Here is a 14298-nt window from a genome sequence, read left to right on the forward strand (position 1 = left end):
GCCTTTTTGCCGGAGTCGGAGGCAAAGCGTTCGATCAGGTAGATGTAAGTATTGCCGATGACATCCTCGGAAACCTTGCTGGGGCTCATGTCTAATTGAGGTTTATTGAAATCCTCCAGGAGTGTTTTCAGACGACGGTTTCGGTCCTTGGTTTTGCCGAGATTGGCCTCGCTGTTGAAGTCGATGTTTCGGAAAACCCCCTCCAATTTCATCTTGTTAGACTCTTCGATGATATCTAAAACAATATTGATCAGTTCTCCTATGTTCGCCGATGCACGTCGTTCATAAAGACTGTAATAATCAGCCAGAAACCGGTCTTCGACCTCTCCCGTCTTATGGTTCTTTAGTTCCGCAAAGGGCAGGACAAACCGCTCGCGTTCCAGCCGACGACGGATACGGGTATCATCATCCCCGTACTGTTGGCGATAATTCTCATAGTGGTCCTTCCAGACATCGGATATGTATTTTACAAACAGCATCACCAGAATATAATCCTTGTACTGCGCCGGATCGACAACGCCCCGGAAGGTATCGCAGGCGGCCCAGGCCGCATTGTTGATGTCTTTCTGCTCGATTTTCCCATTCATCGTTTTATGCTCCTTGTGCCAGGCGAATTAAAGTGATCGAAACATACTGCCTGCGTTTTTCAGCCAGTTTTTCCATGATATGCTGTTCTTCCTCCGCCAAAGAGGCCGTTGTGAAAATGGCCCTTTGCCGATCAAGGGGGGGGACAAATACTTCGAGTCCCTCCAGCGTCTCTTTGCTGATCATCTTTTGGGCGGTCCCTTTGGCCTGACTCGAAAAAAAAGTTTGTGCCGGCTTCTGGCTGATAAACCAGTTCAGATACTCGGGCAGAATGTCACGATCGTTCACCCTGATCCTCAAAAGGGGTGCAGCCACCACAGCCGTGCCCGGATCATCTAAAAGGATCGCCGACGTAGTTGTCAAACCTCTGGATCGGAAAATAAGATCGCCCGGCTTCACCAGATGATGCTCCTTGGGCTTTTCCATGTCAACCAACATCAGAGTTTTGCACTCAACACGGTTCCGATCGGTCAGGTCCTTCATCTGGATGACGGATACCGTCCCGGTATCGATAGATTCAAGCCGAGCCCGAAACGAATACCCCATTTGAATTAATGCCATATCTTTTAATTTAATCTTCACGCCGCACCATAAAAAATTGCTGAAATATCGTTACGGCATTAATTTATTCCAAAAATATTATATTTGTCAAGATAAAAATTTAACAGAAACCTAATTTCTGTAAATTATAAATAACATTGGTCTCTCCATCCGGCCGGATGTGGCTTCGGACTCCGTAGTTGAAGAAGGAAGCCGGAGGGAAGATAAGAAACCCAGGAAAAGGACTTCCCAAGGGGGAATCATTTCTCCTCTGCTGGCTAACCTGTACCTCCACGAGATGGATCGAACCTTCCATAAGGATAAAACCGGTCCTTACCGAATGGTGGATGCCCGCCTGGTTCGATACGCCGATTATTTTGTGATCCGGGTCCGCTACCGGGGAAAGAGGATATGGGAAGGAGTGGAAGGAAAGCTGGAAAAGGACCTGGGGCTGTCCAGATGTACAATCATAACCGGGTCTGTCTGTTTCAGCGGTATAAATTTTCGATGTTCAGGTTTTCCCCAGGAGGGCCAGGAATTGGTCCCAGTCCGATATCCTTGGGACTTCGGGCCCGGGTTCCTCATCCTGAACCGAGATATAACCTGGAACAACAGGTAAGTTGTGGTCCCTGACATAGGTCATCCAGACCGGCCTGAGCCCGGCCTGCCGGGCCCCCATGACATCCGATTCAGGGTCATCGCCCACGTAGAGGATCTGCTGTTTTTCAACCCCGAGTTTTTCCACCAGCATCTCAAAAACCAGGGGGAGGGGTTTTCGAAAGCCTATTGCGCCGGAGACCAGGACAATGTCAAAGAAAGACCCCAGCCCCATCCGTTCGAGCAGATCCTTTATAACCGGAGCATGGGTAAAATTGGACAGGATCCCCATCCGAAAGCCCCCTTGGAGTTTTTCGAGCATTTCCCTTGTTCCGGGAATGGGCCGGCAATAATCAAAGAAGGTTGAGAAGTAGGCCTCCACCGCCTTGGAAATGCTGGCATCGTCCGGGGAAATCTCATGGCCCAGGGCACTCAGGGCGGCGCTGATCCAGAATCGATTATGGGTCTCTTTACCGTTGGACTTGGTTTCGTTAATAAACCGGAGGGCCGCTTCCTGGTAAGCCTTTTTAAAGGGCTCCCGTTCGAGTATAAGCCCGCTCTCGCCGAGGCTGGTATTCAGACGGCGCCAGGCTTCCTTGATGGCCCCCGGGTCAGCCGTAATCAGGGTATTGAACAGATCAAAGCCGATGGCTTTTACAGTTTCCATGGTTTTCTTATTAACGAATTAGAAGAGGAAAGGCAAGGATTTCCTCAGAGCTCTCAATAAAGGCTGGATTTGTATTAAAACCTCATGACCCATTGGGTCACCACGAAGCATGGAAAATGCGAATATCGAATGATGAATGATGAATGATGAATGATGAATGTCGAAGTGAAGTTGGGTTTGAACCCGTAACTCGTAACCCGTAACTCTATTTTCTTACTAAAGCCCTCATACCCGCCTGGGCCGGCACCACAAATCATGAAAATTTTTTAGAGGCGATGGGCAAGATACAGGGTTCAAGGTTTTTACACTTGCAACTTTCTCCTCAACTGACCCCTGAACCCCGACCCCCGATCCCTTAATGTTATTTTCAATTGGCCCGGGGCTGGCGGTAATACCACTCGAGTTGATCGGGGGTGCTGTCCTGATCGACGTTTTCCATAGTTACCATTTTCTCTCCCCGGCCCGGTGGCAGAATTTCCTTCAGTTTCCATTGTCCATCCAACCGACCGAAGGTCCAGTATTCCTCGAAAGGGGTGACATACTCCTGGGCGCTAACGACCTTCTCTCCTTTCCGGATAATCTTCTGGGCATGGGCGCTGATCCGCACCATGAATTCATCCCGGCTATTATCGGCAAAGTTACGGACCAGGAGCAGCTCTGCCTTCCGTATAGAGAGATTGCGGTATTCTCCGGTAAGATTTTCTTCTTTCCAACGGCCGAGTTGCGTCCTTAGATCTTCAGAAATATTCGGGAACAAATCGGCCGTTGGGAACCGACCGGGAGCTCCGCTTTCCCGGGCCAAATACACATCCAGGAAAACCCGACGGGCCTGTTCGAGCATCTGATTCCGATTCCAGAGCTTGTCGGTCTGGGAAAGGAAGTTTAACAGCCGGTCGATGCGGTTCGATTTCTGCTCAACCTCTTTTTCCAGCCAGGGCCCGGCCTCCCCTTTCGGGGCGGCCTTTTCTCCGTAGATCCCCATCAGGGTATCTTCGGTTATCATCTCCGCGAAGTTTTCCTCCTTGAGTAGATCGGATTCTCCGGCCTGCTCGATCTCCCGGAGCAGCCAACGGCCATTCAGCAACTGGAAGGTCCAGAACTCCTGAAAACGGGCCGGGGCATGATCTCCCCGGAGGAATTTTCCGGTGCGGTCGTCCAGGTAGTAGTCCCGGGCCGAGGCGGTGATCAAAGCAGTGAACTCTCTTTGGGTGACCTTCTCGGTATATCGAACATGCACCAGATCGATTTGTTCCACCATGAGGTCATCGATCCGGTTGATCTCGTGGTTGCGCTGAAGTCCCTGGAGTTGGGTGGTGTGCTGAACAAAGAGGTCGGGCATCAGGAGGGGCTTCATGGGATCATATTCCCGCTTACCCCAGCATTCCTGCAGCTTAATGAAGGTTTCCTGGGCCAGCTTCTTTAACGCTTCCGGGGTTACGGAAGGGTCCTGCTGACCGATAAAGGCCAATAGTTTTCCGGTTTTATCCGCCTTGGGGGCTATCTGGGCGCGGTTATAAACAAAATCGAGGTTTTCGTCCTTCTTTCCCTTAGAAGATTTCGAGGCTATGGCAATGATTACTATCAAGAGGAATACAATAATTAAGATGGTAAAGATAACAGAAAGAACCGTTTCCTCCCAGGTAGCCTTTCCGCTGCTCCTGCCGGAACCGGAATGAGAACCGGAGCTGGATCTCGAGCTCCTGAAACTTCCCCCGCCCCCGCCTTTATTATGCACAACGATGCCCTCGGCGATAAAGGTATGGGGTTCATCGACTTCCAGATTGAAGACCAGATCTTGGCCGGCCTCGGGGGCCACCCCATGAATTTTCCCGCCGATCAAGCGGCCCTTTTTCCAACGGGTGATCGGGTCCCCGGCCTTAAGATCCCCTGCCGGCCTGAACCCTCCTCCCATCAAGCTTACCGGGTGGTCCCTGGTGGCCAGGAGCCATCCGTCATGGGTCTCAAGCTTCAGAATAGGACTTTTATTTATAAAGATGGTTTTTACCAGGGTTGAAACGGTCCGTCCTTCCCGGTCAACGCTCAGAACTTCATCCCCGGCGGCCAACTGTTCAATGGCCTTTCGCCCCTGCGGCGTGGCAATACCGGTTCCGGCCGGAAAGCACCCTCCGCCCTTATTATGGACAGCCAGGCCGTTGGCGAAAAAGGTGTTGGGCTGATCCGTCTGGAGATTAAAAACCCGGACCCGTTTACGAATCCTCTCCATAGAGATGATCCGCTGTTCTGCCAGCCATTTTCCATCGAAGGCCATGACAGCATTGCCAACTTTTAGGGCCTCCACCGTCTTGAATTTTCCCTGGCCCATATAGAAAGGATGGTCCACGGTTACCTGTAAGGCGGCCCGGTCGGTCTGCATCAATACATATTCGTCTACTTCATGTTTGATAATTGACCGGGCCTTGGTGGGAACCAGATGTCCATCGGGCTTAAAAGCCCAAAGCGAGTCACCGGGCTTAACGGCACTGATTTTCGTTTCCGTACCGTCCGCCATCAGGATCGGGCTGTCCGGCAAAAAGCAGCCCTTGTTATGGAGTATGATTTGGCCGGCAATAAAGGTCCCGCCCGGGCTGACCAGGAGGTTGTAAGCCGGTCGCCTGGCCGGCAAGCGCCGAATGGAATGGACCGGAGCGTCCTTGATGTCTCTATTTTGGAACAGGAAAACCCTATCCCCCGGAAGCAGTCGGCCGGTCAGGTGGAACTCTCCCGGGGCCGCCATCACCGGATGTTCGGGAGTAACCCGCAAAAGGGCTCCTCCTGCCGATATCTCCAAATACTCTTCGGGCTGCACCTGCATAACGGCCCGGACCTTGGCTTCCCGGAGTCTACCCCCGGCCACACCCCAGACCAGGTCGCCGACCTTTAGCTTTTCAATGGCCATCGACCCCTTCAAGGTCCGAACCAGCGTGCCTTCTTCCAGGCATCCGCCACCGCCCCGGGCCCAGGAAAAATCCGGACAGATTAAAAGGAAAAGCAACCCTGCCATTCCGACAAGCCGTTTCATAGACACCACCCGAATCTCCAAAACAGGTTTCTTCCGCATCCTGTTAATCGCTCAATCCCTTAATGCAGGGCAGCGATAATCCCGCCCAACACCGCCGCCGCCACCACAATACTCATTCCCAGAATGGCTGAGCCGACCACCCGGCCGTAATATTCCCCTACTGCCGTGTTTCCCCGGGCAATCTCTTTTTGTTCGTCGATGTTCGGGGTCATTCGGTTGATGAGGGACGGCAGGACTAAAGAAGACGAAATCACCAGCGCCATGCCGATCAAGCCGCCGACAATTGAAAAAACCATGGACCAGCCGATGTTATGCAATGTCTCTATCATAAAAACCCCTTTCTTTTGCGAGTTTTCTTTTTAAACCCCTAAAATTTCACCTGTGGGGCTACGCGCTCCGCTGCGGCCTCGACCTGGAAGAAAGGCTCGGCCTGAAATCCGAAACTATTGGCCACCAGGTTGCCCGGGAACATCTCGACCCGATTCTTGTAACGCCTGGCCGCATCGTTGTAAAATTGGCGGGCGAAACCGATCTTGTTCTCCGTGCCGCTCAGCTCTTCCTGCAAGGCCAGGAAGTTCTGATTGGCCTTGAGGTCCGGATAGGCTTCGGCAACGGCCAAGAGGGTCCGCAGGGCGGAAGTCAGGGCGTTTTCGACCTTGGCCCTTTCCTCCAGGCCGCCGGTAAAGTTGACGGCCTGCTGCCGGGCCTGGACCACCGCCTCCAGGGTTTGGCGTTCATGCCCGACATAACCCTTGACCGTTTCCACCAGATTGGGGATCAGGTCATGGCGCCGCTTGAGTTGCACATCGATTGAACTCCAGGCGCTCTTGACCTCGTTCCGTCCCCGAACCAACCCGTTGTACAAACCGATTACCACGAAAGCCAGGACAGCCACCAGAACCAGAATAACTAATAAGGTCATCATGAATCCCCCCCTTTGCTTAATTTTGATCTTCAAAAAATTCTATGGACGACTCAAAAAATCACTCACTCAAGCAACCCCATAAATGTCAGTGGCCGGCCAATGATGCTGCTAATTTTCCTTCAATTCCTGAAAGGTTTTTAAAAAGCGCGTTTCTTCTGAAGAGGCGTCAAAAATTTTAAGCCAGTCATAAATATATTGGTGGTTAATAGAAGGATTTTTGAGGAGGATCGTTCGTACATCCTCGAGATCTCGTGGCCGATTGGCAAAGATTTTATGAATAACTATATCTTCCGGGGAGGCGAAACGGATTTCCTGGTCTTTGATAAAAATGCTTTTGGCCCTTTGAATAGCTTGGCTTTCATAAGGAGTAAAAGAAAAAATAAAGTCCACCCGGATTCCGGTAGTCTCCTCGATGGCGGGGAAGACCATCGTTTTTTTTACAAAATTCTCCAGGTCATCCGGGATAGGTTTTAGGCCCAGTTTCAGGGCTATGGCAAGGAGTTCATCCAGTCTGTCGATATCCACTCCAAGGGTGATATCTATATCTCGGGTGAGACGGGGTTCCCCATAAAGCAATACAGCCTGTCCCCCGATAATCATGTAGGGGAGGCCATGCCTTTGAAGACCAGCCCCTATCCTGGATAAGATTTCTTCAAACATAAATTTAATACCTTGGCGATTTTTATGTCAACTTCGATCCCCTCCAAAGGCTCCTTGGGCGGAAAGACCCCCAGAGCTGCGGCTTCTGTCCACATGGAATCAAAGAGCCTGATGGATTGACTATAGGATAAACCCCCTTTATTTTTCAGGTAATCATCCTCAAATTTTTTAAATATTTCAGGATTCTTTATCATTTTTATATGATATCAGATTTATTATTGAAGTCAATGCATCGGATAAATCAGGACGCAGATTCTCGCCGATACTCGCAGGTTCAAGAAACAAGCTCAAAGCGGAAAGCTCAAAGCGAAAATCTGAAACCTGCATCTTGCAACTTGAAACTTTTTTTCAATTAAATCCTGGCAATCTGCGCTGACCTGCGTCCCAAAAGGAAATTCCTATATTATGCACTTAAATCCCTCATTCTTGAACCGGCCTTCATCCTTCGCCTCCGGGGGCTGAGGGTTTAACCGGACAATGGTTGCTCCCCAGCCGCCGGCCTCTTCACCAGCTAATTGGAATGAAGCTACTTCGGGCCTTCGTGTCAGGATGGCCTGGAGGGTCCGCCGCAGGGTACCGCTGCCTTTGCCGTGGATAATGCGCACCTGAAGGATCCCTTGCCGGCGGCAGGCGGCCAGATATTCAGGAATCAGGTCTTTGACCTCGTTGGGCCGAAAGGTGTGGAGGTCCAGGATGCCGTTAATGGGATAGTCGATGGGATCTGGTTCGTTCATGTTCAATATATAAAAAGGGCTCGAGGATTCCAGGATTCGAGGGTCCAAGGGGTTTCGTTTCAACGTCTTTCACTTGAACCCCTTAATCCTTGACCCCTTGAATCCTGGTTAATTAAAATAATAACAAAGGCAGATGGTCGGCCATCAGAAAGCCCCTCAGCGTGGGGACCATACGATTGTTAGTGACGGATACCAATCGGGCTTCAACCAGCCTGGACAGGGTTTTTTCTAAATTCAGGCTATCTCCAAGGCGACTTAGGTCCAAACCGGACCGTGTCCGGAGTCCCAGGCTGATTATCTCCAATTGAATCTGCTCTACGGTGAGTTCCTCTCGCTCCTCTACGGGCGGTCTTCCTGCTTCCAAAGCCTGGCAATATCGGTTAAGGGACCGGACATTCCACCAGCGGCGGTTTCCCTGAAAAGAATGGGCTGAAGGCCCCAGGCCCAGATAGGGCAACCGGTTCCAGTACTTTTGGTTGTGCCTTGAAAAATATTGTTTTCCCCGGGCGAAATTAGAGATCTCATAATGGCCATACCCGTGGTCTTCTAAGAACTCGGAGGTGGCCAGAAAAAAGGCCTCTTCTTCCGCCTCACTGATCGCCTGAAGGTGTCCTTTTTCTTTCAGCCCCCAGAAGAGGGTTCCTTTGGCGACGGTCAATTGATAACAGGAAAGATGCTCGGGATTAAAGGCCAGGGCCTGAGTTAAAGAGTCCAGCCATTGTTCCTTGGGCTGCCCCGGAAGGCCATAAATAAGATCAACCCCCACATTCGTAAAACCGGCTTCCCTAATCCATCTCAAGGCCTGTTCCGCTTGTTTGACCGTGTGCCGTCTTCTTAAAAACAACAATTCCCGATCATCAAAGGATTGGACCCCCAGGCTGATGCGATTGACACCGAACTCGCGAAATCTTTTTAATTTGGCCGGTTCCAAATCGTTGGGGTTGGCCTCGAAAGTAATTTCCGAATCGGGCTCAAAATGAAACCGATCAAAAATCATCTCCAGAAGGCGGCCGATCTGTTCTTCGGAAAGAATCGAAGGGCTGCCCCCGCCCAGATAGAGGGTATCGAAGCTGGGGAACTCATTTCGATAGAAACCGATTTCCCTTTCAAGGGCCTTCAACCAGGCAGTAATCAGGGATCGGTCGGTATGGGAATAAAAATCACAGTAGGGGCATTTGCTCCGGCAAAAGGGAACATGGACATAAAGACCGGGCTTATTATCGTTTATCATGAAAGATAATATTCTTAAAAAATCATCGGAATCCAAAAAACGTCATTCCGGCCTCCGTCCCGTAGGGGACTACACCCCCGCTTCCAGCCCATAGGGCTTCCAGGCCGGAGGGGAGGGCGAAAGCCGGAATCCAGGAAACTTCAATTCAATTTAAAGAATATCTGGATCATAAATATCAGGGGAGAATAATAAATTGTCAAGATAATATTTGCCACTAATATTTGTATTTCCCCTCCATAATCTCATGAGTTAATGCCGCGGTCAGGGGGCGGTAGTCCTTTTCTCCCGGCAAAAGGACAAAGAGAGTATCCTTTATCTGTCCGGGGTCAAAGCCCTCTTTTCTTAAACTGGTTTTTTTAATCTTGTGGGTGGGGGTATAGTCGAATTCTCCTGGAAAACGGATGAATTTTGGGACGGCATAAGAGGGCAAGGCCTGATTGAAGTGGGCCAGCAGGCCGGGGAAGTTAAAATCCTCCAAACGACCCCTGGGAATGACGGCCACCATGCCCGCCCGGCCGTCTCCTCCGGGCATGAGCACTCCATAGGCAGCGGACATGGAAATGCCGGGGAAGGTATTGGCCACCTTTTCCACCTCGGTGGTGGAGACGTTCTCTCCTTTCCAGCGGAAGGTATCCCCGGTTCTATCTACAAATTGAAGGTGTCCGAAGCCCAGGTCTTTCATCAGATCGCCGGTGTTGAACCAGGCATCGCCAGGGGCAAAGACGTTTCGCATTATCTTGGATTCAGTGGCCTGGAGGCTGGTGTATCCCAGGAAAGGGGTTTCCTGTGTGATTTCGCCTAAAAGCAGGCCGGTTTCATGTTTTTTGACCCTTTGCATAAATCCATTTTTATCCCTGACCGGCTCATCCTCCTGGACATCATACTGCACCAAGACATGGGGGGCCCGGCAAGTCCCCACCGTGGCATGGCGGTTCAACATATTGACAAAGTAAAGGTTGGATTCCGCCGCTCCATAAATTTCAAATACCTTGGAGATTCCGAATCTCTTCTGGAAGGTCTTCCAGATGTCAGGGCGCAGGCCGTTTCCAAGGATCATTTTTAAGGGATTGTCCAGGTCATCGGGCTTGGACGGCTGGTTAACCAGATAACGGCACAATTCACCGACATAGCACCAGGCCGTGGCCTGGTATTGGCGTACGTCTTCCCAGAAACGGCTGACACTGAATTTTCGTCTGACCGCCAGGGCCGATCCCCTGGCAAAGACGGTGGGCCAGCTCAGGGACAGGGCATTGGTGTGAAAAAAGGGCAGAGGGACATATAGCGTATCATCGGACTTCATGTTGAGGACGATTACTCCGTTGAAATAGCGGCTGCGCACCACCCTGCCATGACTGACGATGGCCGCCTTGGGCAGGCCGCCGGTAGTGCCGGAGGTGAAGACGTAGGCCAACGTGTCCTTGGGCCGGACTTCCGAAGTGGTCGGGGGATCGGTCTCGGGGAAATCCTTTACCCCCAGGGCCAGGTTGCTGAATCCTTCCGGGACCGGGGTCTTTCCCTTGTCCGGGCAAAAGAAAAGCCTTTGCCGGGGAGTTAAAGACAACCCGGTCCGCACCTCTTCAAAGGCATCCAAAACCTCTTCTCCGACGACAAACCCCCTGGCCTTATTAAGGGTCAGGCAATGCCTCAGGGCGTCCTGACGCAAATTGGTATTGATCATGGCGTTGATGACCCCGATTTTGGCCAGAGCGCTATAAATAATGAGCAGTTCCGGCCGGGTTTCCAAAAAGAGGGCCAATACCTCTCCTTTTTGCAGACCCTGGGAAAGGAAATAGCGGGCATAGCGATTGACCCGGGCATTGTATTCCTTATAGGTCAGCCAAGCCTCCTGGGATTTGATGGCCATGTTTTGGGGATATTTCCGGGCCGTTTCCTCCAACATACTCCCCCAGGATTCGCGATTTTCGGCAGCGATATGGTTGATGCGTTTAAAGGTGCGGATAATGGAGGGAAGCCGCAGGCAAAGGGACAGCCATCCCAGGACCATGTCCCAAAGGGTTATGGTAGGCCCGTTTTTTGATTGAATACCACCGGCCATCTTTAATTCTCCTTCATTTACTATTCCGGGGGTCCGGCTCAAAATGGTCCGGAGGAAGCCCGGTCCGTTTGATGGATCGACACCGGGCAGTAACCCCAATTAGACCAGGGTGGTCCTTAACCTAACCAACCGTTTCCTGCTATGGTCCTGGCCGCATACCAAAGGAAGACTCCTGAATTAAAAACCGAGGTGACCCAAAACAGAGAGTCGATCCTCATCATTTTTTTCATGGCGTCTTCATTGTCCCGGGCTAATGCATAAAACTGTTTTGCCGTACCGGTTTTCCAAATCTTAACCCTCGAATAGAGCGTAACCCCTCCTATTGATCCACAAGAAATCGCCAGGATGCCGGGAATAGATTGACCGATCCATAAGGATACAATGGTTGACGTCACCAGACCGATATTGAGACCCATTAAAAGCAAACCCACACTCCCTCTTGACAGCCTCTTTAAGACGGCCATCCGGACTGTTACCGAAAATTTTGAATATTTACTCATAGCAAACCGGTGCTTTGACGTCAAACCAAAAAAATAATCCGCTCCATTAGAGAGCCCTATGGTAATATTGCTTTAAAGGAGAATGGTCGCGAGGTATCAAAAAGGGTTGTCTTGTCTACTTGTTACGATTATACTGACAACGAAAAAGGTTGGATTTGGCACCAGGCGGAAGCGTATATAGATTTTAGACGATGTTGACCAATTTTGAAAAACCCCCGTTTGGAGGTTTATCATGGCTCCAATGAACCGCAGAGATTTTCTGAAACTTTCCGGGATGGCCGGAGGGGCCGTCTTATTGGGAATTAAAAGGGAGGAAACCATGGCCGGAACGAAAAGCCGGGTGGCTCTAATAAAAACCAGCGATCGTAAGGCAGGGGTACGGGCCTCTATCAAAGCCCTGGGGATTAATCCGGTTAAAGGCAAAGCGGTCCTGATCAAACCGAACTTCAACACCGCGGACATTACCCCCGGTTCGACCCATAATGATACTTTAACGGCCTTGGTAGAGGAGATCTGGGCTATGGGAGCCAGGACGATCAGCCTGGGCGAAAGAAGCTATCCACCCACCCGAGAGGTCATGGATCAAAAGGGGATTTTGCCTTTGATGAAAAAATTAAATGTCCAGATCATCCACTTTGATGATCTGGACAAAAAAGACTGGGTGCTGATAAAGCCCGATCACAGCCACTGGAAGCAGGGATTTCGCATTGCCCGGCCGGTTGTGGAGTCCGAATGCCTGGTTTCCACCTGCTGTCTGAAAACCCATCAGTACGGGGGGATCTTTACCATGTCTTTGAAGCTCCATGTGGGGGTGGTGCCCACCAGTCGCCATGGCTATACGTATATGAGCGAATTGCACAGCTCCCCTCATCAGCGAAAAATGATCGCCGAGATCAACCAGCCCTTTACGCCCTCTTTGGTTGTCCTCGACGGGGTGGAGGCCTTTGTCGATCAAGGACCGATGACCGGGAAGTTGGCTAAGGGAGAGGTCTTTTTGGCTTCCGCCGATCGGGTGGCTGTCGATGCCGCAGGCCTGGCGGTTTTAAAACATCTGGGGAGCAACCCGGCCATCATGAACACAAAAATTTTCGAACAGGAACAGATCAAAAGGGCCGTGGAGCTTGGACTGGGGGCTTCCTCCCCGGCGGCCATTGATCTGATCGCCGGCGATGATAAGAGCAAAGAGTATAGAGATCGGATTGCAGCAATCTTAAAGGCGGGTTGAAAAGGGAAGGATGGGTTCCGGACCCCTATTTTAACTATCTTTGACTTTCTTAATTAAGCCGATTACCTTTTCAACAGTGTTCGCATTGCCCGTATTATTACCCCGGGGATTCCCCTAAATACCATTATTTTTAATAAAATATACTGTCTCCCCATTATTTAATTAAAGGAAGGAGACCGGTATGATTTGATCATATATTTTTGTCATTCCAGTGAAAACCTGAATCCAGAGAGCTATTCCGGTAATGGGAGCGGATAGACCGGGGGTTTTATTCCTGGAGGAAATAAGGAGGGTTTCATGGTCAAAGATTGGATTGCCAACGCCTATGAGGGCATGTCCCGGAGGCAGTTTTTAGCCGGGATGGGTGCTGCCGGAGTCACCCTGTCCGGATTTGCCATCGCCGCCATTCCCGTGGCCGGTGAGGTGATTAACACTTCCAGCAGCGGTCTGATAGTCGCCGACGGCAAGGTGCTCTCAGGAGGTTTCCAGATGCCGATCTACGAGGCACGGCCGGAGGCCGTTGGGAAATATCCCGTTGTTCTGGTGATTCCGGAAATATTCGGCCTCCACGAGCATATCAGGGATGTGACCCGCCGTTTTGCCAGGGAGGGATTTTTGAGTTTTACTTTTGAGCCCTATGCCCGGGAAGGAGGGGTTTTGAACCTCCCGGACATCAATTCCATAAGGAAGGTGGTCGACCCGATCCCCGACCAGCGGGTCATGAAGGATTTGGACGCCCTTCTGGCGTTTGCCAAGCAGTATCCTGCGGCCCGGGCCGATCGGATCGGGGTGACTGGATTTTGTCGAGGCGGTATGTACACCCTCCTTTTTGCTGCCCACAGCCGGGAATTAAAGGCCGCCGTATCCTGGTACGGCCAGATCCGACCAGCGATAGCACCTGGGGTCCGGACTGAAAGTCCGCTTGACGTCGTGGATCGGATCAAGGCCCCCGTCCTCGGTCTGTATGGCGGGGCCGACCTGGGAATCCCGGTGAAAGATGTGCAGGAAATGGAGACGGCCCTTCTGACAGCCGGCAAAACAGCCGAGTTTGTTATTGACCCGGGAGCCCCTCACGCCTTTTTTGCCGATTATCGGCCAAGTTACCGGGCCGAGGCGGCCAAAGATGCCTGGAGTCGCTGTCTGTTTTGGTTTAACAAGTACCTTAAAGGGTGACCGTAAGAAGAGACTTAACCTTATTTTGAGACTGGTTCCTCAAAGCTTACCCGTTCACCGGGTTTTCTTTCGGGGTCCTCCTGCCTTTGGCTTGCCGGAAATCTTAAAGCCTTTAACCAGCACACCCTCTTTGGTAAATTGGATGGTTGCCCCCTCCGATTTTGAAGTATACCGGCATCCGTCCCGGATGAAGACCAGATCAGGTTTGATGAATTCCCAGGTGACATTAACGGCGGATTCTGCTCCAGGGATGGTAACACTGCCTTCATCAGGGACAAAGATTTTTCCTTCCTTTACGCCCTTAATCCCCATGAGATGGGGGACATTGAGTCCCCGGTCTTTCTGGTAAGAAAAGCCTTTCGTTATCAGGATAGTATCTTGATCTA

At 51.1% G+C, this 14298-nt stretch carries 14 protein-coding genes; 2 read left to right on the forward strand and 12 right to left on the reverse strand.

The genetic code is table 11. From position 1 onward, the window contains the following. The 11 genes from HY879_10980 to HY879_11030 form a co-directional block, all read right to left on the reverse strand. The coding region (locus HY879_10980; GenBank protein MBI5603867.1) for a type I restriction-modification system subunit M N-terminal domain-containing protein at nt 1–587 on the reverse strand (587 nt) is incomplete at its 3' end. Between the two features lie 4 nt (nt 588–591). Next, nucleotides 592–1167: a restriction endonuclease subunit S gene (locus HY879_10985; protein MBI5603868.1), complete on the reverse strand. Its 576-nt coding sequence runs from the start codon at nt 1165–1167 to the stop codon at nt 592–594. 469 nt (nt 1168–1636) lie between these two features. Beyond that, nucleotides 1637–2389: an HAD family hydrolase gene (locus HY879_10990; protein ID MBI5603869.1), complete on the reverse strand. Its 753-nt coding sequence runs from the start codon at nt 2387–2389 to the stop codon at nt 1637–1639. A 367-nt stretch (nt 2390–2756) separates the two neighbouring features. Continuing rightward, complete coding sequence (locus HY879_10995) at nt 2757–5408, reverse strand: TIM44-like domain-containing protein (protein ID MBI5603870.1); 2652 nt, start codon at nt 5406–5408, stop codon at nt 2757–2759. Nucleotides 5409–5467: 59 nt separating this feature from the next. Further along, nucleotides 5468–5737, reverse strand: a complete 270-nt coding sequence (locus HY879_11000; GenBank protein MBI5603871.1) for a hypothetical protein — start codon at nt 5735–5737, stop codon at nt 5468–5470. Between the two features lie 38 nt (nt 5738–5775). Continuing rightward, nucleotides 5776–6333, reverse strand: a complete 558-nt coding sequence (locus tag HY879_11005; GenBank protein ID MBI5603872.1) for a LemA family protein — start codon at nt 6331–6333, stop codon at nt 5776–5778. Between the two features lie 108 nt (nt 6334–6441). Next, entirely contained in the window at nt 6442–6993 is a 552-nt protein-coding gene (locus HY879_11010; GenBank protein ID MBI5603873.1) for a nucleotidyltransferase, read from the reverse strand. A gap of 398 nt (nt 6994–7391) precedes the next feature. After that, on the reverse strand, nt 7392–7727 hold the full coding sequence (locus HY879_11015) for a Smr/MutS family protein (GenBank protein MBI5603874.1): 336 nt from the start codon (nt 7725–7727) through the stop codon (nt 7392–7394). Between the two features lie 112 nt (nt 7728–7839). Further along, on the reverse strand, nt 7840–8958 hold the full coding sequence (hemW, locus tag HY879_11020; protein MBI5603875.1) for a radical SAM family heme chaperone HemW: 1119 nt from the start codon (nt 8956–8958) through the stop codon (nt 7840–7842). Between the two features lie 214 nt (nt 8959–9172). Beyond that, a complete protein-coding gene (locus HY879_11025) occupies nt 9173–11014 on the reverse strand; it encodes a long-chain-acyl-CoA synthetase (protein MBI5603876.1) in 1842 nt (613 codons plus the stop codon). Nucleotides 11015–11130: 116 nt separating this feature from the next. Further along, the gene (locus tag HY879_11030; GenBank protein ID MBI5603877.1) at nt 11131–11445 is read right to left on the reverse strand and encodes a hypothetical protein; all 315 of its coding nucleotides are present in this window, start codon (nt 11443–11445) and stop codon (nt 11131–11133) included. Nucleotides 11446–11746: 301 nt separating this feature from the next. Between HY879_11030 and HY879_11035 the strand changes: the two genes are divergently transcribed. Next, entirely contained in the window at nt 11747–12739 is a 993-nt protein-coding gene (locus HY879_11035; protein MBI5603878.1) for a DUF362 domain-containing protein, read from the forward strand. A 297-nt stretch (nt 12740–13036) separates the two neighbouring features. Further along, complete coding sequence (locus tag HY879_11040; GenBank protein ID MBI5603879.1) at nt 13037–13912, forward strand: dienelactone hydrolase family protein; 876 nt, start codon at nt 13037–13039, stop codon at nt 13910–13912. Nucleotides 13913–13966: 54 nt separating this feature from the next. Here HY879_11040 and HY879_11045 read toward each other — a convergent pair. Next, on the reverse strand, nt 13967–14298 hold a 332-nt coding region (locus HY879_11045; GenBank protein MBI5603880.1), incomplete at its 5' end, for a hypothetical protein.

The organism is Deltaproteobacteria bacterium (assembly GCA_016219225.1).
Taxonomy (GTDB): domain Bacteria; phylum Desulfobacterota; class RBG-13-43-22; order RBG-13-43-22; family RBG-13-43-22; genus RBG-13-43-22.

What these genes read in the sequence shown, in the direction of transcription:
- HY879_11040 (MBI5603879.1), top strand. Translation starts at nt 13,037, where the DNA reads ATGGTCAAAGATTGGATTGCCAACGCCTATGAGGGCATGTCCCGGAGG.
- HY879_11015 (MBI5603874.1), bottom strand. Translation starts at nt 7,727, where the DNA reads ATGAACGAACCAGATCCCATCGACTATCCCATTAACGGCATCCTGGAC.
- hemW (MBI5603875.1), bottom strand. Translation starts at nt 8,958, where the DNA reads ATGATAAACGATAATAAGCCCGGTCTTTATGTCCATGTTCCCTTTTGC.
- HY879_11025 (MBI5603876.1), bottom strand. Translation starts at nt 11,014, where the DNA reads ATGGCCGGTGGTATTCAATCAAAAAACGGGCCTACCATAACCCTTTGG.
- HY879_11005 (MBI5603872.1), bottom strand. Translation starts at nt 6,333, where the DNA reads ATGATGACCTTATTAGTTATTCTGGTTCTGGTGGCTGTCCTGGCTTTC.
- HY879_10990 (MBI5603869.1), bottom strand. Translation starts at nt 2,389, where the DNA reads ATGGAAACTGTAAAAGCCATCGGCTTTGATCTGTTCAATACCCTGATT.
- HY879_11000 (MBI5603871.1), bottom strand. Translation starts at nt 5,737, where the DNA reads ATGATAGAGACATTGCATAACATCGGCTGGTCCATGGTTTTTTCAATT.
- HY879_11010 (MBI5603873.1), bottom strand. Translation starts at nt 6,993, where the DNA reads ATGTTTGAAGAAATCTTATCCAGGATAGGGGCTGGTCTTCAAAGGCAT.
- HY879_11035 (MBI5603878.1), top strand. Translation starts at nt 11,747, where the DNA reads ATGGCTCCAATGAACCGCAGAGATTTTCTGAAACTTTCCGGGATGGCC.
- HY879_10995 (MBI5603870.1), bottom strand. Translation starts at nt 5,408, where the DNA reads ATGAAACGGCTTGTCGGAATGGCAGGGTTGCTTTTCCTTTTAATCTGT.